This window comes from Saccharopolyspora tripterygii, from assembly GCF_054778355.1.
The window spans coordinates 162551-185527 of record NZ_BAAGZP010000029.1; the positions used below are offsets into that span (position 1 = coordinate 162551).

The following is a 22977-nucleotide window of genomic DNA, read 5'->3' on the forward strand; positions in this document are numbered from 1 at the left end:
GGCGGCCCGCGGCTACGCGCGACGCGGCCGCCGGGCCAGGTACACCACCGCGGGCGGCAGGTTGCGCCACACCGTCCGGCTGACCACCGTCTCCTCGAAGGTCGCCTTCAGATCCGCGTGCTGCCTGCGCGCCGGCGGCGCCCACCGGGTCCAGGTGTAGGCGAACTGCGTGAAGACGCCGTCCGGAGCCATCGAACCCGCCAGCAGCTCCACCAGCGGCACACCGCCCACTGACGCGTGCGCCACCCACGGCAGCCCGCTGACCACGACATCGGCCTCGCCCAGGCCGCGCTCGGCCAGCAGATCCGGAACGCTGCGCGCGTCACCGCACACCGACTCCACCCCGGGGAACCGGCGACCCAGATCCGCCGCCCACCCCTCGTTGAGCTCCACCGCCAGGTGCATCCCGCGACCGCCCAGGCTCCGCTGGATCACCTCGGTGAACGCCCCCGTGCCCGGCCCCAGCTCCACCACCACCGGATCACCGGTCAGCGGGATCGGGGCCACCATCTGCTCCGCCAGGGCCCGCGAACTCGGGCCCACGGCGGCGGTCGTGGTCGGCGACTTGACGAATTCCCACAAGAAACGAGCTGCCGTGCTCAAGGCGACGCTGCTCCCGTCGTCGTAGGGACGGGCGCGCCCGCCCTCAAGGCAGTCTTCGACCGGCGAACAGGGAGATCCCGGCCGCGATGATCGCGCAGAGAGTACCCAGCACCAGCCACGACTTGCTGGCGTCTGTGTGCTTGGTCTCGTAGCCGATCTGCTCGCCGAGGGTCTCGTAGACCTCGCGCAGCTGTTCAGCGCTGGAAGCCTTGTGGAACTCACCGCCGGACAGGCGCGCGATCTCCTGCATCGCGTCGTCGTCGACCTCGACCCACTCCTGCTCGCCCTCGATCTCGATCGAGCCGTGCTTGGTGCCGAAGGAGATCGTCGAGATCGGCACGCCCGACTTCTTCGCCTCGCCGGCCTTCGTATAAGCGCCGCGGGGCGCGTCCATCTCGCGCGGAATGGTCTGCCCGCCATCGGCCATCAGCACGATCCGCGCCGGAGGCGCACCGGCCGGACCGCCGACCATCTTGCCGAACGAGTCGATGGCCTGCATCGACGCGTTGATGCCGTCGCCCGTCGCGGTCGCCTCGGCCAGCTTCAGGGTGTCGATCGCCTGCTTGACGCTGGACCGATCGGTGGTCGGCATGACCAGCACCGTCGCCGTCCCGGCGAAGGACACCAGACCGAGGTTGATGCCCGGCGTCAGCTTGTCGGCGAACTCCTTGGCCGCGACCTTCGCCGCCTCCAACCGGTTCGGCTCGACGTCGGTGGCCTTCATCGACAGCGACACGTCCACGGTCAGCATGACCGTGGCCCGGTTGCGCGGGATCCGCTGCTCCGCGGTCGGACCCGACAACGCCACCGTCAGGAAGATCAGCGCCACCCCAAGCAGCGCCGGCGGCACGTGCTTCCACCAGCCCTGCTTGCTGGAGGCGACCCGGTCCAGCACCTCCAGGTTGGAGAACTTCAGCGTGTCCCGCCGCCCGCGGCGCATCGCCCACACGTACCCGGCGACCAGACCGGCGACGAGGAACAGCAGCAGGAACCACCACGGCGTGGTGAACCCGGTCAGACTCAACATCACCCAGCTCCTCCGCCGGACCAACCGCGCTTGCGGGCCATCACGAACCGCACGACATCGGCGATCCAGTCGGAATCGGTGCGCAGCACCAGGTGAGCGCACCCGGCCCTGCGCAGGACCCTCGCCACGTCCTCCCGGTGCGCGGCCGCCGCAGCGGCGAACTCCTTGCGCAGCACCGGAGTCGTGTGCACCTCGCGGCGCTTGCCCGTCTCCGGGTCGGACAGCAGGACCGTGCCCACGTCGGGCAGCTCCACGTCCCGCGGGTCGATCACCTCGATCGCCAGCAGCGAGTGCCGGGCGCCGAGTCCGCGCAGTGCGCGCTGCCACTCGGTGCCGCCGAGGAAGTCGGAGACAACCACGGCCAGCCCCCTGCGGCGCGGCGGGCGCCGCAGGGATTCCAGCAGCCCCGGGAGATCACCGCGGGTTCCCTCCGGGGCCCGCGGGGTCTCGGCGACCTTCTTCAGCAACGCCCGCGCGTAGGCGGCACCACCGCGCGCGGGCAGCCGGTGCTGCCCGGTCCCGTTGTCCACCACAGCGCCGATCCGGTTGCCACCACCGCTGGTCAAGAACATCACCGCGGCGAGCGCGGCGACCGCCAGCTCCCGCTTGTCGCAGGCGGCCGTGCCGAAGTCGAGGCTCGGCGAGAGGTCCATCGCCACCCACGTCTCCAACTCGCGGTCGGCGACCGTCTGCCGGATGTGCGGCTCGGCCATGCGCGCGGTGACCGCCCAGTCCATCCGCCGCACGTCGTCGCCGGGCTGGTAGCTGCGGGCCTCCCCCGGTTCGCTGCCCGGTCCGGGCACCAGACCGAGGTGGTTGCCCTGCAGGAGACCGTCGAGCCGCCCGCGAACGGTGAGTTCGAGGGCGCGCAGCGCGACCTCCATGCGCCCGGTCTCCAGGGCCGGTGGTGCCCAGGCCGGGCGGTCACCGCCGGAGTCCGCGGGTACCGCCACGTCTGCCCCTCCCCTCACTGGTGCGGTGGCATCGGCGGCTGGCCGTAGCCGGGCTGCCCGGCGGGACCGACCGGCGCCGGCTGCTGCGGACCGCCCTGCGGACGAGCGGAGACCTGCGGCAGCGGAACCGTCTGCAGCACCCGGGCCACGATGTGCTCGACCGGGATGCCGTCGGCGAGCGCGTCGTAGGACAGCACCAGCCGGTGGCGCAGCACGTCCGGCACGACGTCGACCACGTCCTGCGGCAGCACGTAGTCGCGGCCGCGCACCAGCGCCAGGGCGCGGGCGGCGGCGATGATCCCGAGGCTGGCTCGCGGGGAGGCGCCGTAGGAGACCCAGCCCGCGATGTCGGCCAGCCCGTGATCGTTGGGCATCCGGGTGGCCACCACGAGCCGCACCACGTAGTCGACCAGCGCGTGGTGCACGAACACGCCCGCGGCGACGTCCTGCAGCCGGATCAGCTCCTCGGGGCTGAGTACCCCGTTGGGCTCGGGCGGGGCCACGCCCATCCGGTAGATGATCTCGCGCTCCTCCTCCGCGGTCGGGTATTCGACCGGGAGCTTGAACAGGAAGCGGTCGCGCTGGGCTTCCGGCAGCGGGTAGACGCCCTCGTTCTCGATGGGGTTCTGGGTGGCCAGCACCAGGAACGGCGCGGGCATCGGGAAGCTCTGCCCGCCGATGGACACGTGCCGCTCGGCCATGACCTCCAGCAGCGCCGACTGCACCTTGGCGGGCGCGCGGTTGATCTCGTCGGCGAGCACGAAGTTCGCCAGCACGGGGCCGAGCTCGACGTCGAAGCGCTCGCTGCCCTGCCGGTAGATGCGGGTACCGAGGATGTCGGCCGGCACCAGGTCCGGGGTGAACTGCAGGCGGGAGAACGAGCCGCCGACCACGCGGGCGAAGGTCTCCACCGCGAGGGTCTTGGCGACACCGGGCACGCCTTCGAGCAGGATGTGCCCCTTGGCCAGCAGACCGGTCAGCATCCGCTCGACCAGGCGGTCCTGGCCGACGATGACGCGCTTGACTTCGAAGACGGTGCGCTCGAGCAGCTGCGCGTCGCGCGCCGGGGTGCTCGACGCTCCCGCCTGACCTGCTGGACGCGCCGCAGCGGCTCCGGCGCCCCCGCTCTCACCGTTGCCAGCCTCGGTCACTTCTCCCAGCCTCCTCGTCGATGCGGCCGCTTCCGGCCGATCAAGATCCTGGCACGCCGCTGACTCCCCGCGCACGAGGGGGCGCATCGAACCCCACCCAACCTCATCACCGGTATGACCGCTGTGAAGCCGAACCGCTTTCGTTCTCCGGGCTGGTCGTGAGGCCTGGCCGAACGGCATTAATTTCAGTTAACACTGAAGTCATAGATGTTATTAAGTATTTAGCCGACGCGCCTGTCCGACGGGGCTCCGGGGACGATCTCAGGATTCCGGCGTGCGCGCTCTGCGCAGGTCCCCCGGCGTGTCCACATCGGACACCTCAGGTGTGGTGGCGGGAATCCGCAGCGGGTCCAGCGGCGCGAAGAGCGCCCGCACCGGGCGGCTCCGGACTTCCGATGGCATCGAATCCCGCAGCGCCCGCACCCGCCAGAGGCCGATCAGCCATTGCGCCCTGCCACCGGGATCAGCCAGCACCGCTCCCCCGGCCGTCGGCTGATCGGTCAGCGCGGCCCGCAGGCGCACGAGGGTGCCCGGGGTGAGGTGGGGGTGATCGGCGGCCAGGACCGCCACGAGCCCGCCGGTGTCGCCGATGAGGCGCAGTCCGGCGTCGACCGCCGCGAGCGGCCCTCCCCCGGCCGGCTCCTCAGCGGTCCAGCGGACGGGCGTGGCCGTCGGCCGCTCAGGACCGACCACCACGACGGGATCCGCTCCGGCCACGGCGTCGATCGTGCGGTCCAGCAGCGTCCGGCCGCCCACCGGCAGCATCACCTTGTCCACGCCGCCGAGCCGCCGCGCTCCACCCCCGGCCAGCAGCACCGCCGCGAAATCCGCCACGTCGCCATGCTTGCAGCCCGCGAAAGGCCCCGACCAGCCGGGCCGTCAGAGCGGGCGCACCGCGTAGGGGTAGATGCCGCCGTAGCGAACGGGCGCCACGCGCACCCGCGAACCCGAGTACGGCGCCTCGACCATCTTCCCGTTGCCCAGGTAGAGCGCGACGTGGTGGATGGAGCCGCCGTCGTTCCAGAACAGCATGTCGCCGCGCTGCATCTGCGACAGCGGGACCCGCTTGCCCGACTGCGCCTGGTAGCCGCTGTAGTGGTCGAGCGAGACGCCGGCACCGGCGAACGCGTAGATCATCAGCCCCGAGCAGTCGAAGCCGATCTTGGCGTAGTCGCCGTAGGAATCGGCCACTCCCCCGTCCCGGATGCCGCGGGTCGGCCCTCGCGAGTTGCCGCCGCCCCACGCGTAGGGCATCCCCAGCTGGGACAGCGCCCGCGACACCACGGCCTCGACGTCACCGGAGGAGGACGGCTCGCTGCTCCCGGCCTGGTGATCGGCGACCGGGCGGGCGCTGGCCGCCGCCTGCTCCTCCTGGGCCTTCTCGTCCTGCCAGTCCTCGTAATCGGCGCGCTGGGCCTGCAGCCCGGACACTCGCGAGCGGGCCGAATCGAGCTCCGCCTGCACCGAGTCGCGATCGGCCTGCAGCCCTTCGGCCTGCGTCACCTGCTGCGCCCGCGCCTGGATCGCCGCCTGCTGGGCGGCTTCGGCGGCCGCCCGCGCTTCGTCGGCGGCCTGGCGCTTGGCCTCGGCCTCCTCCAGCGCGGCCCGGGTCATCGAATCCTTGTTGACCTTCTCGATGCGCGCCTTCTCGAGATCCTCGAGGACGTCGAGCTGCGAGTCGCTGATGGCGTCGAGCAGGGAGGCCCGTTCGAGCATCTCCTCCGGGTTCCGGGCACCGGCGTAGGCGGTGATCGAGCCGAGCTTGCTGCCCTGGCGGTAGCTGCTGGCGGCGAACTGGTCGAGCCGGTGGCGCTGCGATTCGATCCGCTCGGCCGCGACGCGCGCGTCCGCGGCGGCGGCATCGGCGGCGGTGCGCGAGCGGCCGTAGTCGTCCTCCGCGCGCTGGAGATCGACGCGGGCCTTGTTCGCGCCCTCCATCTGCACCTCGACCTGGGACTGCAAGCCCACGAGGCGGGATTCGGCCTCGGCGAGCCGGTTGGCGAGCTCACCGGCCTGGCCCGCGGTGCGCTGCGCGTCGGTCTTGCCCGCCTGGATCTCGGCATCGCTGGGGTTCGGCGGGGGCGGCGGGACGGCCGCACCGGTGCCGGTGGCGCCCAAACCGACCGCGCAGAGCAGCACCAGCACGCCGATCCTGCGCGCGCCTCGATTCGTGGACAACACCCGTCACCTCCAGCAGATGCACCCGTTCGGTACAGGAACTTAGACCGAACGGAGTCACAATTAGCCGGAGTTTTGCATCAGCGCCTCATTCGCACCACACGAAACGGACGTTTCTCTTGCAACGTCAACCACTCGTGTCACATCTGATCCCAGGTGCTGGGATCACCCCAGGTTCGCAGCGGCTCGTCGGAGTCGATCAGCGGCGCGTGGGCGAGACCGGGCAGCACCTCGGTGAGCGGGCCGCGCAGCACCGCGTCGGCGATCTCGTCGTAAGGGGTCGGCTCTGCGTTGCAGATGATCAGCTTCGCGCCCGCCTTGGCGGCCATCTCCGCGAAGGCCGCCGCCGGGTACACCGACAAGGAAGTGCCCGCGGCGACGAACAGGTCGCAGTCCAGCGACGCGCGCCGCGCCTCCCGCAGCACCTCGCCGTCGAGCGTCTGGCCGAAGAACACCGTCGCCGACTTGAGGATTCCGCCGCACGACCGGCAATCCGGGTCGCGCTCGCCGTCGGCGACCCGCTGCAGCACCTTGCGCATGTCGCCGGAGGCGCCGCAGTGCACGCAGACAGTGCGGCGCATCGTGCCGTGCAGCTCCAGGACGCGGTCGCGGCTCAGACCGGCGCGCTGGTGCAGTTCGTCGATGTTCTGGGTGAGCAGCGCGCCCAACCGGCCCGAGGCCTCCAGGTCGACGAACGCCTGGTGCGCGGCGTTGGGTTCGGCGTGCCATGCGGGGTTCTCGGCTCGCGCGCGCCAGGCCTGCGCCCGGACGTCCTCGTCGGCGAGGTAGCTGTCGATGTCGCTGAGCCGGGCGGCCTGCGGGTTGCGGGTCCACACGCCCTCCGGCCCCCGGAAGTCGGGAATGCCGGACGCGGTGGACACGCCCGCGCCGGTGAGCGCGGTGATGCGCCGGGCGGCGCCGAAGAGTTGTCGGGCGCGCTGCCACGTCGCGGTGTCGTCGGCCTCCGAGCCTCGTTGCGTCACCTCCACAAGGTGCCACGGACGCGACGCCGCTCGGCGCACCGGGCCGCCGTGTGTTGCCGGTCACCGAGTTCCTGACCGGCGCCGGGCCGGTCCTGTGAAGAGCGTTTTGCTTCGCGGTAACGCGCGACGAGCAAGGCGGAAACAGCCGGTTCCTACCTTCGGAGCAACCCGTTGAGAGGAGCCGCGTTGACGACGAACGCACGATCGGCGAGAGGCCGCTGGATCGAGGGCTGGGACCCGGAGAACGAGGTCCTCTGGGAGTCCACCGGCAAGCGCATCGCGCGCCGCAACCTGATCTTCTCGATCCTCTCCGAGCACATCGGGTTCTCCGTCTGGAGCATCTGGTCGGTCCTGGTGCTGTTCATGGGTCCCGACATCGGCCTGCCGTTCACCGCGTCGGAGAAGTTCCTGCTGGTGATCACGCCGAACCTGGTGGGCGCCGTGCTGCGCCTGCCCTACGCGGCGGCGGTGACCCGCTTCGGCGGCCGGAACTGGACGATCGTCAGCTCGGCTCTGCTGCTGGTGCCGACGGTGCTGGCCCTGCACTTCGTGCAGCAGCCGGGCACTCCGCTGTGGGTGTTCGTGCTGATCGGTGCCGCGGCCGGCGTGGGCGGCGGGAACTTCGCCTCGTCGATGGCCAACATCACGACCTTCTTCCCGCAGCGGCTCCAGGGCTGGGCGCTGGGGCTCAACGCCGGTGGTGGCAACCTCGGCGTGGCGGCGATCCAGGTGATCGGGCTCCTCGTGATCGCCTTCGCGGGCAACACCCATCCGGCATACGTGGCCGCGATCTACCTGCCGTTGATCGCGGTGGCAGCGGTGTGCGCGGCGCTGGGCATGGACAACGTCGACAGCATCAGGGCCGCTCCGGGCGCGCTGCGGGAGGCCTGCGGCACCAGGCACACCTGGTGGATCTCGGCGTTGTACGTGGGCACCTTCGGGTCGTTCATCGGCTACAGCTTCGCGTTCGGGCTGGTGCTGCAGACGGAGTTCGGCTTCACGCCGCTGCAGGCGGCGAGCTGGACGTTCCTCGGTCCGCTGGTGGGGTCGCTGTCGCGGCCGCTGGGCGGCCTGCTGGCCGACCGATTCGGCGGTGCGCGGGTGACGCTGTGGAGCTTCGCGCTGATGGCGGCCGGGACGGCGGTGCTGCTGGTGGCCTCCGCGTGGGGTTCGTTCGCGCTGTACGTGACGGCGTTCATCGCGCTGTTCCTGCTGACCGGCCTGGGCAACGGCTCGACCTACAAGATGATCCCCGCGGTGTTCGCCGAGGAGGCCGAGCGCGAGATCACCGCGGGCGGCGAGGCCGAGGCGGCCTTCGCGAAGGCGCGGCGGTACTCGGGTGCGGTCATCGGGATCGCCGGTGCGATCGGCGCGCTGGGCGGCGTGGGCATCAACCTGGCGTTCCGCGCTTCCTACGGCGGCGCGGCGGCCAGCGGTGACGGCGCTCTGGCCGTGTTCCTCGGCTACTACGCGGTGTGCGTCCTGGTGACCTGGCGGGTGTACCTGCGCGGCGCGCGCGGGCCGGGGCAGGAACCGGCGGCGCTCGCCCGGGAGCGGACCGCGGAGGCCGGTCGTGCCTGAGCTTCGCGCCGTGAACACCCACTGCCCGTACTGCGCCTTGCAGTGCGGCACCCGGCTCGCGCAGGAGCGCAGCGCGGTGTCGGTGCGGCCGACGGACTTCCCGGTCAACCGAGGTGGGCTCTGCCAGAAGGGCTGGACCGCACCCGCCCTGCTGGAGGTCCCCGACCGGCTGCGCCTGCCGCAGGTGCGCCGGGGCGGGGAGCTCGTGCCGTCCTCCTGGGACGCGGCGCTCGACACCGTCGCCTCCGGCCTCGCCCGAGCTCGGCGCGAGCGCGGTCCGGACTCGGTCGGGGTGTTCGGCGGCGGAGGCCTGACCAACGAGAAGGCCTACCTGCTGGGCAAGTTCGCGCGGCTCGCGCTGGGCACGAGCCAGATCGACTACAACGGCCGGTTCTGCATGTCCTCGGCGGCCGCCGCCGGGACGGCCGCGTTCGGCCTGGACCGCGGGCTGCCGTTCCCGGTGACCGACCTGGGCGGCGCGGACGTGGTGCTGCTGGCCGGGGCCAACCCGGCGGAGACCATGCCGCCGCTGATGCAGCACCTGCGCTCCCCGGAGCTGATCGTGGTGGATCCGCGCAGGACGGCGACCGCCGAGCGGGCCGCGCTGCACCTGCAGCCGCTGCCGGGCACGGATCTGGCGCTGGCGCTGGGACTGCTGCACGTCGCGGTGGTCGACGGCCACGTCGACGACGACTTCGTCCGCGACCGCACCGACGGGTTCGACGCCGCGTGGCGTCGGGCGATGTCCTGGTGGCCGGAGCGAGCCGAGCGGGTGACCGGGGTTCCGGTGGCCGACCAGCGCGAGGCGGTGCGGATGCTCGCGAGCGCCGACAGCGCCTACGTGCTCACCGGGCGTGGCGCCGAGCAGCACAGCACGGGTGTGGACGTGGTCTCCGGGTTCATCAACCTCGCGCTCGCGCTGGGACTTCCGGGACGGCTCGGTCGCGGCTACGGCTGCCTGACCGGTCAGGGCAACGGGCAGGGCGGCCGGGAGCACGGCCAGAAGGCCGATCAGCTGCCCGGCTACCGGATGATCACCGACCAGTCCGCGCGCGAGCACGTCGCCGAGGTCTGGGGCGTGCCACCGGAGGTGCTGCCGGGTCCGGGCCGCTCGGCCTACGAGCTGCTCGACGCGCTGGGCACCGAGGGCGGTCCGAGCGCGCTGCTGGTGTTCGGCTCCAACCCGGTGGTCTCGGCGCCCCGAGCCGCGCATGTGGCCGATCGGCTGAGGTCGCTGGACCTGCTTGTGGTGGCCGATTTCGTGCCGTCGGAGACCACCGAGCTGGCCGACGTGGTGCTGCCGGTGACCCAGTGGGCCGAGGAGGAGGGCACCATGACCAACCTGGAGGGCCGCCTCCTACGGCGGCGGCCGTTGCGGCAGGCCCCGGGGCACGCGCGCAGCGACCTGGAGGTGCTGCACGGCCTCGCGACCCGACTGGGCGAGCCGGGCCACCGCTACCCGACCCGGCCGCGCGAGGTCTTCGAGGAGCTGCGCCGCGCCTCGGCCGGCGGCAAAGCCGATTACGCGGGCATCAGCTACGAGCGGCTCGACGCGGGCGAAGCGCTGCACTGGCCGTGCCCGGACGTGCGGCACCCCGGGACCCCGAGGCTGTTCCTGGAGCGTTTCGCCCACCCCGGCGGGCGGGCCCGGTTCGCCGCGGTCGAGCACCGCGACGCCGGTGAGCTGCCGACGGAGCTGTTCCCGCTGACGGCGACCACCGGGCGGGTGCTGGCCCAGTACCAGTCGGGGGCGCAGACGAGGCGCGTCGCCGAGCTCAACGACGCGTCGCCCGCCGCGTTCGTGGAGGTCCACCCCGACACCGCGTCCCGCGCGGGTCTGGCGCACGGGGTGCTGGCGAGGGTCACCTCGGCGCGCGGCACCGCGATCGCCGAGGTGCGGGTGGTTCCCACGATGCGCACCGACACCGTCTTCCTGCCGTTCCACTTCCCCGGCGACGGGCGCGCCAACCTGATCACCGGCGACGCGCTGGACCCGCGCAGCAGGATGCCCGAGTTCAAGGTCAGCGCGGTGCGCATCGAACCCCACCGGGAGGTGGTGTCGCCGTGAGCGCGCTGAACCCCGTGGCGGGCCGGGTGGTCGTGGTCGGCAACGGCCCGGCCGCGCACCGGCTGGTGGAGAAGCTGCGAGCGCACGGCCACGACGGGCAGATCACCGTGCTGGGCGCCGAACGGCACGCCGCTTACAACCGCGTCCTGCTCGGCTCGGTGCTCGACGGTTCGTTGCCCCCGTCCGCGGTGGCGCTGCCCGACGTCGACGCCGAGGTGCTGCTGGGCTGCCCGGTGACCGGCATCGACCGGGTGCGGCGCGTCGTGCGCACCGAGGGCGGCCGCGAGTTCGGCTACGACGCGCTGGTCCTGGCCACCGGTGCGCGGCCGCTGCTGCCGGAGATCATCGGGTTGGCTCCCGATCGGCTCACCCCGCTGCGCACGCTCGCCGATTGCGCTCGTCTGGAGCGCACCCCGGGTCCTGTCAGCGTCCTCGGCGGCGGCGTGCTCGGGGTGGAAGTGGCCCTGGCGCTGCGGGATCGCGGACGTCAGGTGACCGTGGTGCACCGCGGGGCGCACCTGATGGAGCGCCACCTCGACGACACCTCCGGCCGGATACTGGCCGAGCGGGTGCGCGCGTCGGGTGCCGACGTCCGGCTCGGGGTGAAGGCCCGCGCGCACCGAGCCGGGACGCTGAAGCTCACCGACGGTTCCGAGGTCGCGGCCGATGTCGTGGTGGCCTGCACCGGCGTGTGGCCGGAGGTCCGCCTCGCGCAGCGCGCCGGTGTGTCGGTCAACCGCGGTGTCGTGGTCGACGATCAGCTGCGCACCAGCGATCCGCACATCCACGCCCTGGGCGATTGCGCGGAGCACCGGGGCGCGGCGACCGGCCTGATCACCTCGGCCTGGGAGCAGGCGGAGGTGCTGGCCGAGCACCTCACCGGAGGCGGCGCTCGCTACACCGGATCCGAGGTGGTGACCCGGCTCAGGACGCGCGGCCTCGACCTCGCCTCCCTCGGTGCGACGCGCGCGCTGGGTTCCGCCGACGCCGAGATCGTCACGTTCTCCGACACGGCGCGGGGCCGCTACGCCGCGCTCGCGCTGCGCTCCGGACGGGTCTCCGGCGCGGTGCTGCTGGGGTTGCCCGCCGCGATCCCCGCGATCGGCCGGTTGCACGAGCGGGGCCTGCCGATGCCCGCCGACCGGTTGTCGCTGCTGCTGGGCACTCCTGCCGCCGTGCCGGGTGGACCGGTGGAGCTGCCCGAGGACGCGGTGCTGTGCCGCTGCTCCAACGTCACCAAGAAGTCCCTGATCAGCGCGTGGCACAGCGGTGCCCGCTCGGTCGACGCGCTGGCCGGAGCCACGCGCGCGACCACCGGGTGCGGCGGCTGCGTCGACGACGTCGGCCTGCTGTGCAGCGCGCTGGCCGATCGCATCGAACCAGAGAGGAAGGGCGCGGCATGACTCGCACGCTCGTCGTCGTCGGCCACGGGATGGTCGGCCACCGGCTCGTCGAATCGCTCCGTCAGCGCGACGAGGCCGGCACCTGGCGGATCGTCGTGCTCGGCGAGGAACCCCGTCCCGCTTACGACCGAGTCGCGCTGTCGTCCTACCTGGACGACAAGAGCGCCGAGCACCTGAGCCTGACCGGGCAAGACGTCCTCGACGACCCGCTGGTCGAGCTGCGGCCGGGCACTCGGGTGTCCGATGTGGACACCGAAGCCCGGGTGGTCGCGCTGGCGGGAGGTGAGTCGCTGGGCTACGACGCGCTGGTGCTGGCCACCGGGTCGACGCCGTTCGTCCCGCCGGTGCCCGGACATCGCCTCCAGGGCACCTTCGTCTACCGCACCCTGGAAGATCTGGACGCCATCCGCGACGCCGCGACCGGAGGCGCCGACGGTGTGGTCATCGGCGGCGGCCTGCTGGGTCTGGAAGCCGCGAACGCGTTGCGGCTGCTGGGAATGCGCCCGCACGTGGTGGAGATGGCGCCGCGGCTGATGCCGCTGCAGGTCGACGAGGGCGGCGGGCAGGTGCTGCGAGCGCTGGTCGAGGAGCTGGGGCTGACCGTGCACACCGGTGCCGCGACGCGCTCCGTCGACGGCGAGGAGCACGTCACCGGGGTGACCCTGGACGACGGCACCGTCATCGACACCGACCTGGTCGTGTTCTCCGCCGGTGTTCGGCCTCGCGACGAGCTCGCCGAGACAGCCGGTGTGGCGCGCGGCGAGCGCGGCGGGTTCCTGGTCGACGAAGCGTGCCGGACCGGTGCCGACCGGGTGTGGGCGATCGGCGAGTGCGCGGCCGTCGAGGGCCGCTGCTACGGGCTGGTCGCGCCCGGCTACGCCATGGCCGAGGGCGTCGCCGATCAGCTCCTGGAGCTGGGCGGGGGAACTTTCCCCGGTGCCGACATGTCGACGAAGCTCAAGCTCCTCGGCGTCGACGTGGCCAGCTTCGGCGACGCCCACGGCACCGCCGAGGGCGCGCTGGAAGTCGTCTACGCCAACAACGCCGCCGGGACCTACGCCAAGCTCGTGCTCTCCGACGACGCGCAGGTGCTGCTCGGCGGCGTCCTGGTCGGCGACGCCGGCGCCTACTCGGTGCTGCGCCCGCTGGTCGGCCGGCAGCTCCCGGCGCCGCCCGAGCAACTGCTGCTGCCCGCCGGGTCGGGCACCGATTCAGGCGCGCTGCCGGACGACGCCGCGGTGTGCTCGTGCAACAACGTCACCAAGGGGCGGATCACCAGCGCCATCGCCGAGCACGGGCTCACCGGTGTCGCGGAGGTCAAGTCCTGCACCAGGGCCGGGACCAGCTGCGGATCGTGCGTGCCGATGCTGGGGAGGCTGCTGGGCGAATGCGGCGTGGTGACCTCCAAGGCGCTGTGCGAGCACTTCGGCCAGTCCCGGGCCGAGCTCTTCGAGATCGTCCGTGCGACCGGGGCCGGGTCGTTCTCCGAGCTGATCGCCAAGCACGGTTCCGGTCGCGGCTGCGACATCTGCAAACCCGCCGTGGCCTCGATCCTGGCCAGCCTCGGCAACGGCCACATCCTCGACGGCGAGCAGGCGGCCCTGCAGGACACCAACGACCGGTTCCTCGCCAACATCCAGCGCAACGGCACCTACTCGGTGGTGCCCCGGGTGCCCGGCGGCGAGATCACCCCCGACAAGCTCATCGTGCTCGGCGAAGTGGCCAAGGAGTTCGGGCTCTACACCAAGATCACCGGTGGTCAGCGCATCGACCTCTTCGGCGCGCGGGTGGAGCAGCTGCCCCAGATCTGGACGCGGCTGGTCGACGCCGGGTTCGAGTCCGGGCACGCCTACGGCAAGGCGCTGCGGACGGTGAAGTCCTGCGTCGGCGACGACTGGTGCCGCTACGGCGTGCAGGACTCGGTGAGCATGGCGATCCGGCTGGAGCTGCGCTACCGGGGCCTGCGCTCACCGCACAAGCTCAAGTCGGCGGTGTCGGGCTGCGCCCGCGAGTGCGCGGAGGCCCGCGGGAAGGACTTCGGCGTCATCGCCACCGACGAGGGCTGGAACCTCTACGTCGGCGGCAACGGCGGGTTCAGCCCGCGCCACGCCGAGCTGCTGGCCGCCGACCTCGACGACGAGCGGCTGATCCGGCTCATCGACCGGTTCCTCATGTTCTACGTGCGCACAGCCGACCGGCTGCAGCGCACGTCCGCCTGGGTCGAATCCCTCGACGGCGGGCTGGAGCACCTCAAGGAGGTCGTCGTCGAAGACTCGCTCGGCATCGGCGCCGAGCTGGAGGCCGCGATGCAGCGCCACGTCGACACCTACTCCGACGAGTGGGCCGGGGTGCTGTCAGATCCGGGCAAGCTCTCGCGGTTCGTGTCCTTCGTCAACGCTCCGGAGGCACCGGATCCCACCATCCGCTTCATCTCCGAGCGCGGTCAGATCCGGCCCGGCCCGGTCGGTCTGCCGATGCCCTCGATCAGCCCCCGCAACGAGGAGGTCCACTCGTGAACTGGCACCAGATCTGCGCACTCGACCTGCTGGCACCCGAACACGGGATGCCGGCGCTGGTCGGCGACAACTCGGTCGCGCTGTTCCGCACCCATGACGACGAGCTGTTCGCGGTGGGCAACGTCGATCCGTTCTGCGGGGCCGGGGTGATCAGCCGCGGCATCGTCGGTGATCGCGGAGGGGAACCGACCGTGGCCTCCCCCATGCTCAAGCAGGTGTTCTCGCTGCGCACCGGACTGTGCCTGGACGACCCGGAAGCCCGCCTGCCGGTGTTCCGGGTGCGGCGGCGCGAGGCGTTCGTGGAGGTCGCGCTTCCTTGAGGGACGAACTCACCGGGTACACGGTCGCGGTGACCGCCGCCCGCCGGGCCGACGAGCTCGGCTCGCTGCTCGAACGGCGCGGCGCCCGCGTCGTGCACGGCCCGGCGCTGCGGATCCTGCCGCTGGCCGACGACACCGAGCTTCGGCGGGTCACCGACGAGTGCCTCGCCGACCCGCCCGACGCCGTGGTCGCCACGACCGGCATCGGTTTCCGCGGCTGGATCGAGGCCGCCGACGGGTGGGGCGTGGGCGAAGCCCTGCTGGCGGCGCTGAGCTCGGCCCGCCCGCTGGCCCGCGGCCCGAAGGCACGTGGCGCGGTGCGGGCGGCCGGGCTGCCCGATCCGTGGTCACCGACCTCGGAGTCCTCGGCGGAGCTCCTGGAACACCTGCTCGGCGCACCGCTGGACGGGACGCGGATCGCGGTGCAGCTGCACGGGACACCGCTACCGGACTTCGTCGAAGCGCTGGAGCACGCCGGTGCGCAGGTCATCGAGGTGCCGGTGTACCGGTGGACGGCGCCCGCCGACCTCACCGCGCTGGAGAACCTGCTCGCGTCGGTGTGCGCGCAACAGATCGACGCGGTGACCTTCACCAGCGCACCGGCGGCGGCGAGCCTGCTGTCGCTGGCGGGCGAGCGCGGGTGCCGGGAGCCGCTGCTGGCCGCGCTGCGCGGTCCCGTGCTGGCGGCCTGCGTGGGTCCGGTGACGCACGCACCGCTGGCCGACCACGGCGTGCCGGCGGTGATCCCGGAGCGCTTCCGGATCGGCGCGCTGGTGCGGACGCTGTGCGAGGCGTTGCCGCTGCGCTCGCCGACGTTGCCGGTCGCCGGGCACAGCCTCCAGCTGCGCGGACACGCAGCCGTGCTCGACGGCGAGCTCAAACAGCTGTCCCCGCAGGGGCGGACGTTGCTGCGGGCGCTGGCCGAACGGCCCGGACGGGTCGTGTCCCGGGTCGCGCTGGCCGACGCCCTCCAGTGCGCCGGAGGATCCGCCGACGTGCACGCCGTCGAGCAGGCGGTGGCACGGCTGCGCTCGGCGCTGGGCGCCCCGCAGCTGGTGCAGACCGTGATCAAGCGCGGATACCGACTTCCGCTGGAACCGATGGGGGATTCTCCGAGATGCGCCGACCCGTTGCCGTGAACCCGTCGCTGTTGCTGGTGGCCCACGGAACCCGCGCCCCCGAAGGGCCGCGGGTGATCGAAGCGCTGGCGGCGGCGGCCGCGACGCGCGCGGGCGCGCCCGTGCACGTCGGCTACGTCGACGTCATCGGTCCGACGGTGGCCGAAGCGCTGGCCCGGATCCCTGGCCCCGTCGTGGCGGTGCCTGCGTTCCTGGCCGCCGGCTACCACGTGCGCACCGACCTGCCCGAGCAGATCACCTCCACCGGTCGCACCGACGTGGCCATCACCGGCCCGCTCGGTCCCGCTCCCGAGATCACCGACGCGCTGGTCGACCGGTTGCGCGAAGCGGGCTGGCGTCCCGGGCGCCGGGTCCTGCTCTCCGCCGCCGGGTCCTCCGACGATCGCGCGCTCACCGACGTGCGCGCCGCGGCGCGCGACCTCGGCCGCCGCTGCGGGCAGTGGCTCAACCCCAGCTACATCAGCACGGCGGCCCCGGCGACCGAGCAAGTGTGCCGCGCGGACGAGTTCCTCTCGCCGTACCTGCTGGCGCCCGGCCTGTTCCACCGCACGCTCGCGCGGCTGCCGGTCGCCGGGGTCGCCGATCCGATTGGAGCGCACCCGGCGGTCGTGGACCTGATCGCGCGGCGCTACCGCCGCGCGGTGCGCGACGACGTCTTCGCCGCCTGACCGGACCGTCGTCCTCGCTCACCGAACGCGACTGCTCCGTTCGTCGTAACCTGAGCTGGTCGTCACGCAGCAGAGGAGGCCATCGCCATGCCCACCACCAGTTCTGGGAGCGCGCAACGCGGTCGCACGGGGTCGGGCCAGCGGCGGAGCGGCTCCACCACGACATCGGCGACCAAGGCTTCAGCCGCCAAGCCGTCGAGCCGGTCGACGGCGAAGCGGTCGTCGACCGCCAAGACCACCCGGTCCTCGACGAGCGCCGCTGCCACCACCAGGTCTTCCTCGACGAAATCCGCCACGGCCAAGCCGGCGCCGAAGTCGTCTGGTGCTTCGATCCCCGTTCCCTACGTGACGGCGCAGCTGCGCACGGCCCAGATCTCGCTTCCCGACCTGCCCGAGCTGCCCGGGCGGGAGAACCTCACCTCGACGGTCACCGCCGTGCGCTCCGCGCTGCCCTCCCGCGATCAGCTGCTGTTCTACAGCGGGCTCACCGCGGCTGCCGCGCTGAGCGTGATCGAGTGGCCCGTCGCCGCCGCCATCGGCATCGGCGCTGCCGTGGTGCGCCGCAGCGCGAACCAGGACCACGAGCAGGCCTGACAGCCGAGGAGCGTTGATGCCGCTGCGCTGGCTGCTGGCACGATCCGCCGACGTCGCCGCACCTGTCCTCCGAGCTGCTCGCACCCTCACCTCCTCCCCCGTCGATCGCCGCGTGTGGCGAGGCCGGGAGCGAAGCCACCTGGAGATGCGCGGCGTGCACCTGCCCGACAGCGCGGCGGCCGCGCGCGAGGTGGAGCGCCGGTTGGGCGAGCTCGCCGGAGTCCGCCGCGCCGAGGTCAACGGCGTGCTCGGGCGGGTGGTGATCGAGCACGGACCCGATCTGCCGGGGCTCGACGAGCCGATCAGGGTCATCGGCGAGGTCGAGTCCGGTTACGGGTTGGGCGATCACTCGATCGCCGGCCGCAGCGAACGGCACCCGGGCAACTCCGAAGCAGTGGTGCGCGATGCCGGGGCGTTCGCTCTCGGCGTCCTCGGTCTCGGCTACGCGAGCCTGGGCGCCCTCATCCCCGCGCGGGTGGTCTCCCCGCTGGTGCCCGCCGCGGTGTCGCTCGTGGACGTGGTGCCGTGGCTGCGCGGCAGCGCGCAGCGCGTCGTCGGCCGCGCGCCGCTGGACGTGGCGCTTGCTCTCGGCGGCGCGGCCGGGCAAGGGATGGCGGGACGGCCGCTGGGGGCGATGACCGATCTGTGCGGACGTTTTCTCACCGCGCGCGAAACCCTCGCCCGTCACCTGGCCTGGCAGGACTGGGAGGACGCTCTCCCGCACGGCTGCCCCGCTCTCGCGGACCCCGCACGGCCGCGACCGGTTCCCGATGGCCCGGTGGAACGCGTGGCCAACGCCTCGGGCGGCGCCGCGCTCGGCGGAGCCGCCGCCGTGTACGCGCTGTCCCGCGCACCGCAGCGAGGGCTGGCCGCCCTGCTGGCGGCTGTCCCCAAGCCCGCCTCGGCCGGGCGCGAGGCCTTCGCGACGTCACTGAGCACGACGTTGGCCTCCCGCGGTGCGCTCGTGCTGGAACCGGACTCGCTGCGGCTGCTGGACCGGGTCGACACCATCGTCTTCGACGCCCCGACCTTGCTGACCGGCCGTCGAGTGGTCGACTCGGTGATCGCGCTCGACGATGACGAGGATTCCGCCGCGCTGTTCGCACGGGCCGGTGAGCTCGTCGATCCCGCTGACCTCACGGCCGCGCGCAGCAGCGGGAGCTGGTCGGTCGCGCCGCTCACCGGATCTCACCCGAGCCGGACCCGCCGGATCGCGGAGGCCGAGAGAGCGCGCGGCGCCACGGTTCTCGCGCTCGTTCACGAGGGACGGGCGGTCGCTCTGGTGACCGTCGCCGACGAGCTCGACCCGCTTGCCGAAGCCCTGGTCGACACCGCGCGCGGCGTCGCCGAACGGGTACTGGTCGGTGGCGAGAACGCAAGCCTCGACCGGAGGCTGCCGCTGGACGGCGCGCTCCCGGGCGGCCGCGACCTGGCCGACCCGGTGCGCGACCTGCAGCGGGACGGGGCGGTCGTCGCCGTCCTCTCGCACGACTGCGGAACCGGCCTGGCCGCCGCCGACCTCGGCATCGGTCTGTCCACAACGGACTGCGTGGGCTGGGCAGCGGACGTGATCTGCCCGCACCCCTCGGCTCTGCACGCGCTGCTCGGTTCTGCCGAGCACGCGCGCACCGCCAGCAGGTACGCCGCGGCGATCTCGGCGGCGGGCGCGTTCCTCGGAGCTCTGTTCGCCGCGTTCGGCCCTGCCGCCGGAGCCCCCGCGCGGGCATCGATGCCCGTGCACGCGGCCACGCTTTTCGCCTGTGCCACCGGAACCTGGTCGGCGATGCGCGCCGCCAACCGGCCGCCACCCCTGCCGCGCGAACGCACGCCGTGGCACGCGATGCCGGCCTCGGCAGTGCTGTCCACGTTGGAAAGTTCCGAGCGCGGGCTGTCTGAACAGGCAGCGGCCGAACGGCACCGGCCGCAGGACGACGGGCGCGCTCCGGTGGGCGTGCTCGGGGCGACCGTCGAGGGCCTCATCACCCCGATCACACCGGTGCTCGGCGCCGGTGCCGTCATCTCGGCCGGTCTGGGATCGGTCATCGACGCCGTGCTGATCTGCGGCGTGCTGCTGATCAGCGCGCTGATCGACGGCGTGCAGCGCGCGGCCACCGACCGCGAGCTCGGCAGGCTGCTGGCCGAAGGGCGCACGCCCGCGCGTCTGCGCCGCGAGGGGCGCATCGAGATCGTCCCGGCCGACCAGCTCGTGCCCGGCGACGTGATCGAGCTCCGGGCCGGCGACGGGATTCCCGCCGACTGCCGCGTGCTGTCGGCGGAATCGCTGGAAATCGACGAGTCGGGGCTGACCGGCGAATCGCAGCTGGTGACCAAGGACGTCGCCGCCGCCACCGCCCCGGCGATCGCCGACCGCACCTGCATGCTCTACCAGGGCACGGTCGTCGCCAGCGGCACCGGCGTCGCCGTGGCGGTGGCGGTCGGCGCCCACACCGAGCTCGGGTGGACCACGGCTCAGGCCACCGGGGCCGATACCGCGACCGGTGTGGAGACCCGGCTGGCGGAGTTGACCGAGAAGGTTCTGCCGGTCTCGGTCGGAGCGGGTGCGCTGCTGTTCGCCGCCGACCTCCTGCGCGGCGTTCCGGTCGGCAGGACGGTGGCGCGCTCGGTCGGGCTCGCGGTGGCCGCCGTGCCCGAGGGCCTGCCGTTCGTCGCGACGCTCGCCGAACTCGCCGCCGCGCGCCGGATGTCCCGGCGCGGCGTGCTGGTCCGCAGCCCCGCGACGATCGAGGCGCTGGGTCGCGTCGACGCGCTGTGCTTCGACAAGACCGGCACCCTCACGCAGGGCAGGATCGCGCTCGGCGAGGTCTCCGACGGACGCGGCTCGCGCGGCGTCGAGGACCTGCAGCGCCCGCACCTGGAGGTCGTGGCCGCCGCCCTCCGGGCGAACCCCCGGCCGCAGGACGACCAGCCGCTGCCGCACCCGACGGACCGCGCGGTGCTCGACGGCGCGCGCGAGCTCGGCCTCGAACCCGGCGGAAACGTGCTGGCAGAGCTCCCCTTCGAACCCTCGCGCGGTTTCCACGCGGTGCACTCGCCCCGGCTGCTGTCGGTCAAGGGCGCGCCCGAGGTGGTGCTGGACCGCTGCACCCGCTGGCGGCGCAACGGTTCCTCGGGCCCCTTCGACGAGGAAGCCCGCGCCGATCTGGACGCGGAGGTGGAACGGCTGGCGCTGCGCGGTTTCCGGCTGCTCGCCGTCGCCGAACGCCACGTCCCGGACGACTTCGCGTTGGCCGAGAACGAGGTCGACGAGCTGGAGCTGGTCGGGCTTCTCGGGCTGGCCGACCCGGTGCACGCCAGCGCTGCGGAAGCCGTCGAGCAGCTCGACCGCGCGGGCGTCGACGTGATCATGATCACCGGGGACCACCCGAGCACCGCCGAGGCGATCGCCGCGGAGCTCGGGATGCTGGGCGGCAAGCGGGTTCTCACCGGAGCCGAGCTCGACGAGCTCGACGACGAGCAGCTCGCGGGTGAAGCCCCGAAGGTCTCGGTGTTCGCCCGCGTCAGCCCGGCGCAGAAGGCGCGGATCGTGCGCTGCCTGCGCGACGCGGGCCGCGTGGTGGCCATGACCGGCGACGGCGCCAACGACGTGCCGGCGATCAACCTGGCGCACGTGGGCATCGCGTTCGGCTCGCGCGCGACGCCCGCCGCGCGCGATGCGGCGGATCTCGTGGTCGCCGACGACCGCATCGAGACGCTCACCGACGGCATCGTGGAAGGCCGCGGCATGTGGACCTCGGTGCGCGAAGCCCTGGCGGTGCTGCTGGGCGGCAACCTCGGGGAGATCGGCTACGCCCTGGGAACCGGCCTGCTGAGCCCGACCGCCGCGCTCAACGCCCGGCAGCTGCTGGTGGTCAACATGCTCACCGACGTGCTGCCCACCATCGCGATCGCCGTGCGCCCGCCGGCCGACCGCACGCCGGAGCGGCTGCTCGCCGAAGGACCGGACGCCTCGCTGGGCGCGGCGCTGGCACGCGAGGTCGGCGCGCGGGCGGTGGCCACCGCGACCGCGGCCGGGCTGGCCTGGTTGCTCACCCGGCCGCTGGCCACCGCGTCGCAGGCGCGCACCGCCGGACTCGTCGCGCTGGTCTCGGCGCAGCTGGCGCAGACGGTGACCTCGCGCGGGCGCACACCGCTGGTCGTGCTCGCGGCCGCCGGTTCGGTGCTGGTGCTGCTCGCCCTGGTGCAGGTTCCCGGGGTCAGCCACTTCTTCGGCAGCAGTCCGCTGCTGCCCCACCAGTGGGCCGTCGCGCTGAGCGCCTCGGTCGCGGTGGCGCTGGCGGTGCGGGTGTGGCAGTTGTGGCGGGAGGGGCGCGCCACCGCACCCGGACCTGCAGATTTGGGTGCGGGTTCACCTCCTGGCCACCTCGGTTCGAAGCAGGCCTAACCCGGTCGCCGGACAGTCGGAGGCGTCGAAGCACCACCGAAGAGGATGCGAGCCCGACATGCCCACGTTCCTGACCACGATCTTCACCGGCGTCGCGATCGCCCTGCTCGAACGGCTGGTCGTGCACCTCGTCAAGTCCGCGACGCGCACCGCCTGAGCGCTCAGCCCGCAGGCGTGCTCACGGCTCCGGCAGTGCGGTCGGCGGGAGCGGCGCGTTGCGCGACGTAGGCGCCGACGAGAATCAGCGCACCACCGATCAGCTGCGCCGGGCCCAGCTCCTCGGACAGCAGCACCCACGCCAGCACCGTGGCGACGACGGGTTCGAGGAACGCCACCGCCCCGGCGATCTGCGGCGACAGCCTGCGCACTGCGACGATCCCGGTGAGGTAGGCCAGCACGGTGCTTCCCAGCACGACCCAGGCCACCGCACCGAGGGCCGGGACCTGGTGGCCGGCGAGGTCCACCGAACCGGCCAGCAGCGCGAAGTCGATCTCCCAGGGGCGCGCGAGCGCGGTGACCGCCGCAGCGCCCACCAGCAGCCCGAACCCGGCCAGCGCGAAGGGGTTCACGTCCTCGGCCGAGTCCGACAGCAGGAAGTAGGTCGCCTGGCAGGCGGCGGCGCCCAGGCTCAGCAGCAGTCCGAGCGGGTTGAAGCTGAGCCCGGAGAACAGCTCGACGACGAAGGCGAGCCCGACCACCGCCAGCAGCACCCCGGTCACCGCGGACCGGCTCACCGGCGCTCTGCGGACGAACCGGATCCAGCCCAGCACCAGCACCGGTCCCAGGAACTCGATCAGCAGCGCGACCCCGACCGGCACGGTGGCGATCGCGGCGAAGTAGGAGACCTGCACGCCCGCGACGGCGAACAGCCCATAACCGATGATCAGTCCCGGCGCGCGGCGCAGGGCGGAGACGTGCCGGAGGGCCAGCGGCAGCATCACCAGAGCGCCGCCGGCCAACCGCAGCCAGGCCACGTGCAGCGGGCTCAGCCCCGCGGTGATGAGCGGTTTGGCGAACGGGCCCGATCCGCCGAAGAAGATCGCGGAGGCCACGGCGACCGCCACACCGGCGGCACGGGGATCACGGGTCAGCAAGCGCACCGGCACATCGAAGCACGCCGGTCGATCACTCCGGTACGCACGTGCCACACCTCGCCGGTGGACCGCTCGAGCCATGCGGAGTTTGCCGCGGCGGCGAAGAATCGGCTCCCGAAGCTTGATCGCGATCGGAAACGCGGTGTTCCAGACCGGAAACACTCGACGTTTTTAACGAAACCGGCAGAAGCTCCCGACACTCAGGCAACCCTTTGTTGAACGCCTTTACAGGACGCGCGTACTGTTAGCGGTGAAGAGCGCGAGTCCCCGCGCACGCTCAGCTGACGTGCGCGAGAC

General features: G+C 72.8%; 18 protein-coding genes. 9 read left to right on the forward strand and 9 right to left on the reverse strand.

The annotated features are described in order from the left end of the window. Positions 1 to 12: 12 nt before the first annotated feature. The 7 genes from ACYVF3_RS22375 to ACYVF3_RS22405 all read right to left on the reverse strand — a co-directional run bounded on the left by ACYVF3_RS22375 (position 13) and on the right by ACYVF3_RS22405 (position 6895). Positions 13 to 603 (reverse strand): class I SAM-dependent methyltransferase, encoded by a 591-nt coding sequence (locus ACYVF3_RS22375; RefSeq protein WP_461156204.1) that lies wholly within the window; start codon positions 601 to 603, stop codon positions 13 to 15. 43 nt (positions 604 to 646) lie between these two features. Continuing rightward, entirely contained in the window at positions 647 to 1627 is a 981-nt protein-coding gene (locus ACYVF3_RS22380) for a VWA domain-containing protein (protein WP_461156383.1), read from the reverse strand. 2 nt (positions 1628 to 1629) lie between these two features. After that, positions 1630 to 2514 carry a DUF58 domain-containing protein gene (locus ACYVF3_RS22385; RefSeq protein WP_461156384.1) on the reverse strand — a complete coding sequence of 295 codons (885 nt, stop codon included), beginning with the start codon at positions 2512 to 2514 and terminating at the stop codon, positions 1630 to 1632. 83 nt (positions 2515 to 2597) lie between these two features. Continuing rightward, positions 2598 to 3734 (reverse strand): AAA family ATPase, encoded by a 1137-nt coding sequence (locus tag ACYVF3_RS22390; RefSeq protein WP_461156205.1) that lies wholly within the window; start codon positions 3732 to 3734, stop codon positions 2598 to 2600. 261 nt (positions 3735 to 3995) lie between these two features. Beyond that, positions 3996 to 4568, reverse strand: coding sequence for a molybdenum cofactor guanylyltransferase (gene mobA / locus ACYVF3_RS22395; protein WP_461156206.1), 573 nt, complete (start codon positions 4566 to 4568; stop codon positions 3996 to 3998). 45 nt (positions 4569 to 4613) lie between these two features. After that, positions 4614 to 5915, reverse strand: coding sequence for an NlpC/P60 family protein (locus ACYVF3_RS22400; RefSeq protein WP_461156207.1), 1302 nt, complete (start codon positions 5913 to 5915; stop codon positions 4614 to 4616). Between the two features lie 137 nt (positions 5916 to 6052). Further along, positions 6053 to 6895, reverse strand: coding sequence for an SIR2 family NAD-dependent protein deacylase (locus tag ACYVF3_RS22405; RefSeq protein ID WP_461156208.1), 843 nt, complete (start codon positions 6893 to 6895; stop codon positions 6053 to 6055). Positions 6896 to 7081: 186 nt separating this feature from the next. Here ACYVF3_RS22405 and ACYVF3_RS22410 point away from each other — a divergent pair, with 186 nt between their 5' ends. Genes ACYVF3_RS22410 through ACYVF3_RS22440 form a run of 7 tightly spaced genes read left to right on the forward strand, consistent with a single transcriptional unit; the run spans position 7082 to position 16590 of the window. Continuing rightward, positions 7082 to 8476 (forward strand): nitrate/nitrite transporter, encoded by a 1395-nt coding sequence (locus ACYVF3_RS22410; RefSeq protein WP_461156209.1) that lies wholly within the window; start codon positions 7082 to 7084, stop codon positions 8474 to 8476. After that, positions 8469 to 10544, forward strand: a complete 2076-nt coding sequence (locus tag ACYVF3_RS22415) for a molybdopterin oxidoreductase family protein (protein WP_461156210.1) — start codon at positions 8469 to 8471, stop codon at positions 10542 to 10544. The genes ACYVF3_RS22410 and ACYVF3_RS22415 overlap by 8 nt, the downstream gene beginning before the upstream one ends. Next, positions 10541 to 11947: an FAD-dependent oxidoreductase gene (locus tag ACYVF3_RS22420; protein WP_461156211.1), complete on the forward strand. Its 1407-nt coding sequence runs from the start codon at positions 10541 to 10543 to the stop codon at positions 11945 to 11947. The genes ACYVF3_RS22415 and ACYVF3_RS22420 overlap by 4 nt, the downstream gene beginning before the upstream one ends. Continuing rightward, positions 11944 to 14463 carry a nitrite reductase large subunit NirB gene (gene nirB, locus ACYVF3_RS22425; RefSeq protein ID WP_461156212.1) on the forward strand — a complete coding sequence of 840 codons (2520 nt, stop codon included), beginning with the start codon at positions 11944 to 11946 and terminating at the stop codon, positions 14461 to 14463. The genes ACYVF3_RS22420 and nirB overlap by 4 nt, the downstream gene beginning before the upstream one ends. Continuing rightward, positions 14460 to 14783: a nitrite reductase small subunit NirD gene (gene nirD, locus ACYVF3_RS22430; protein WP_461156213.1), complete on the forward strand. Its 324-nt coding sequence runs from the start codon at positions 14460 to 14462 to the stop codon at positions 14781 to 14783. Before nirB ends, nirD begins: the two co-directional genes overlap by 4 nt. Continuing rightward, positions 14780 to 15922, forward strand: coding sequence for a uroporphyrinogen-III synthase (locus ACYVF3_RS22435; protein WP_461156214.1), 1143 nt, complete (start codon positions 14780 to 14782; stop codon positions 15920 to 15922). Before nirD ends, ACYVF3_RS22435 begins: the two co-directional genes overlap by 4 nt. Then, on the forward strand, positions 15901 to 16590 hold the full coding sequence (locus ACYVF3_RS22440) for a sirohydrochlorin chelatase (RefSeq protein WP_461156215.1): 690 nt from the start codon (positions 15901 to 15903) through the stop codon (positions 16588 to 16590). The genes ACYVF3_RS22435 and ACYVF3_RS22440 overlap by 22 nt, the downstream gene beginning before the upstream one ends. A 62-nt stretch (positions 16591 to 16652) precedes the next feature. On the opposite strand, the gene ACYVF3_RS22445 is transcribed toward ACYVF3_RS22440, so the two are convergent. Then, positions 16653 to 16892: a hypothetical protein gene (locus tag ACYVF3_RS22445; protein WP_461156216.1), complete on the reverse strand. Its 240-nt coding sequence runs from the start codon at positions 16890 to 16892 to the stop codon at positions 16653 to 16655. 43 nt (positions 16893 to 16935) lie between these two features. On the opposite strand from ACYVF3_RS22445, the gene ACYVF3_RS22450 reads away from it, so the two are divergent. Continuing rightward, complete coding sequence (locus tag ACYVF3_RS22450; protein ID WP_461156217.1) at positions 16936 to 17184, forward strand: hypothetical protein; 249 nt, start codon at positions 16936 to 16938, stop codon at positions 17182 to 17184. A gap of 16 nt (positions 17185 to 17200) precedes the next feature. Then, a complete protein-coding gene (locus ACYVF3_RS22455) occupies positions 17201 to 21586 on the forward strand; it encodes a cation-translocating P-type ATPase (RefSeq protein ID WP_461156218.1) in 4386 nt (1461 codons plus the stop codon). Positions 21587 to 21747: 161 nt separating this feature from the next. On the opposite strand, the gene ACYVF3_RS22460 is transcribed toward ACYVF3_RS22455, so the two are convergent. Next, the gene (locus ACYVF3_RS22460; RefSeq protein WP_461156219.1) at positions 21748 to 22686 is read right to left on the reverse strand and encodes an EamA family transporter; all 939 of its coding nucleotides are present in this window, start codon (positions 22684 to 22686) and stop codon (positions 21748 to 21750) included. Between the last annotated feature and the right edge of the window lie 291 nt (positions 22687 to 22977).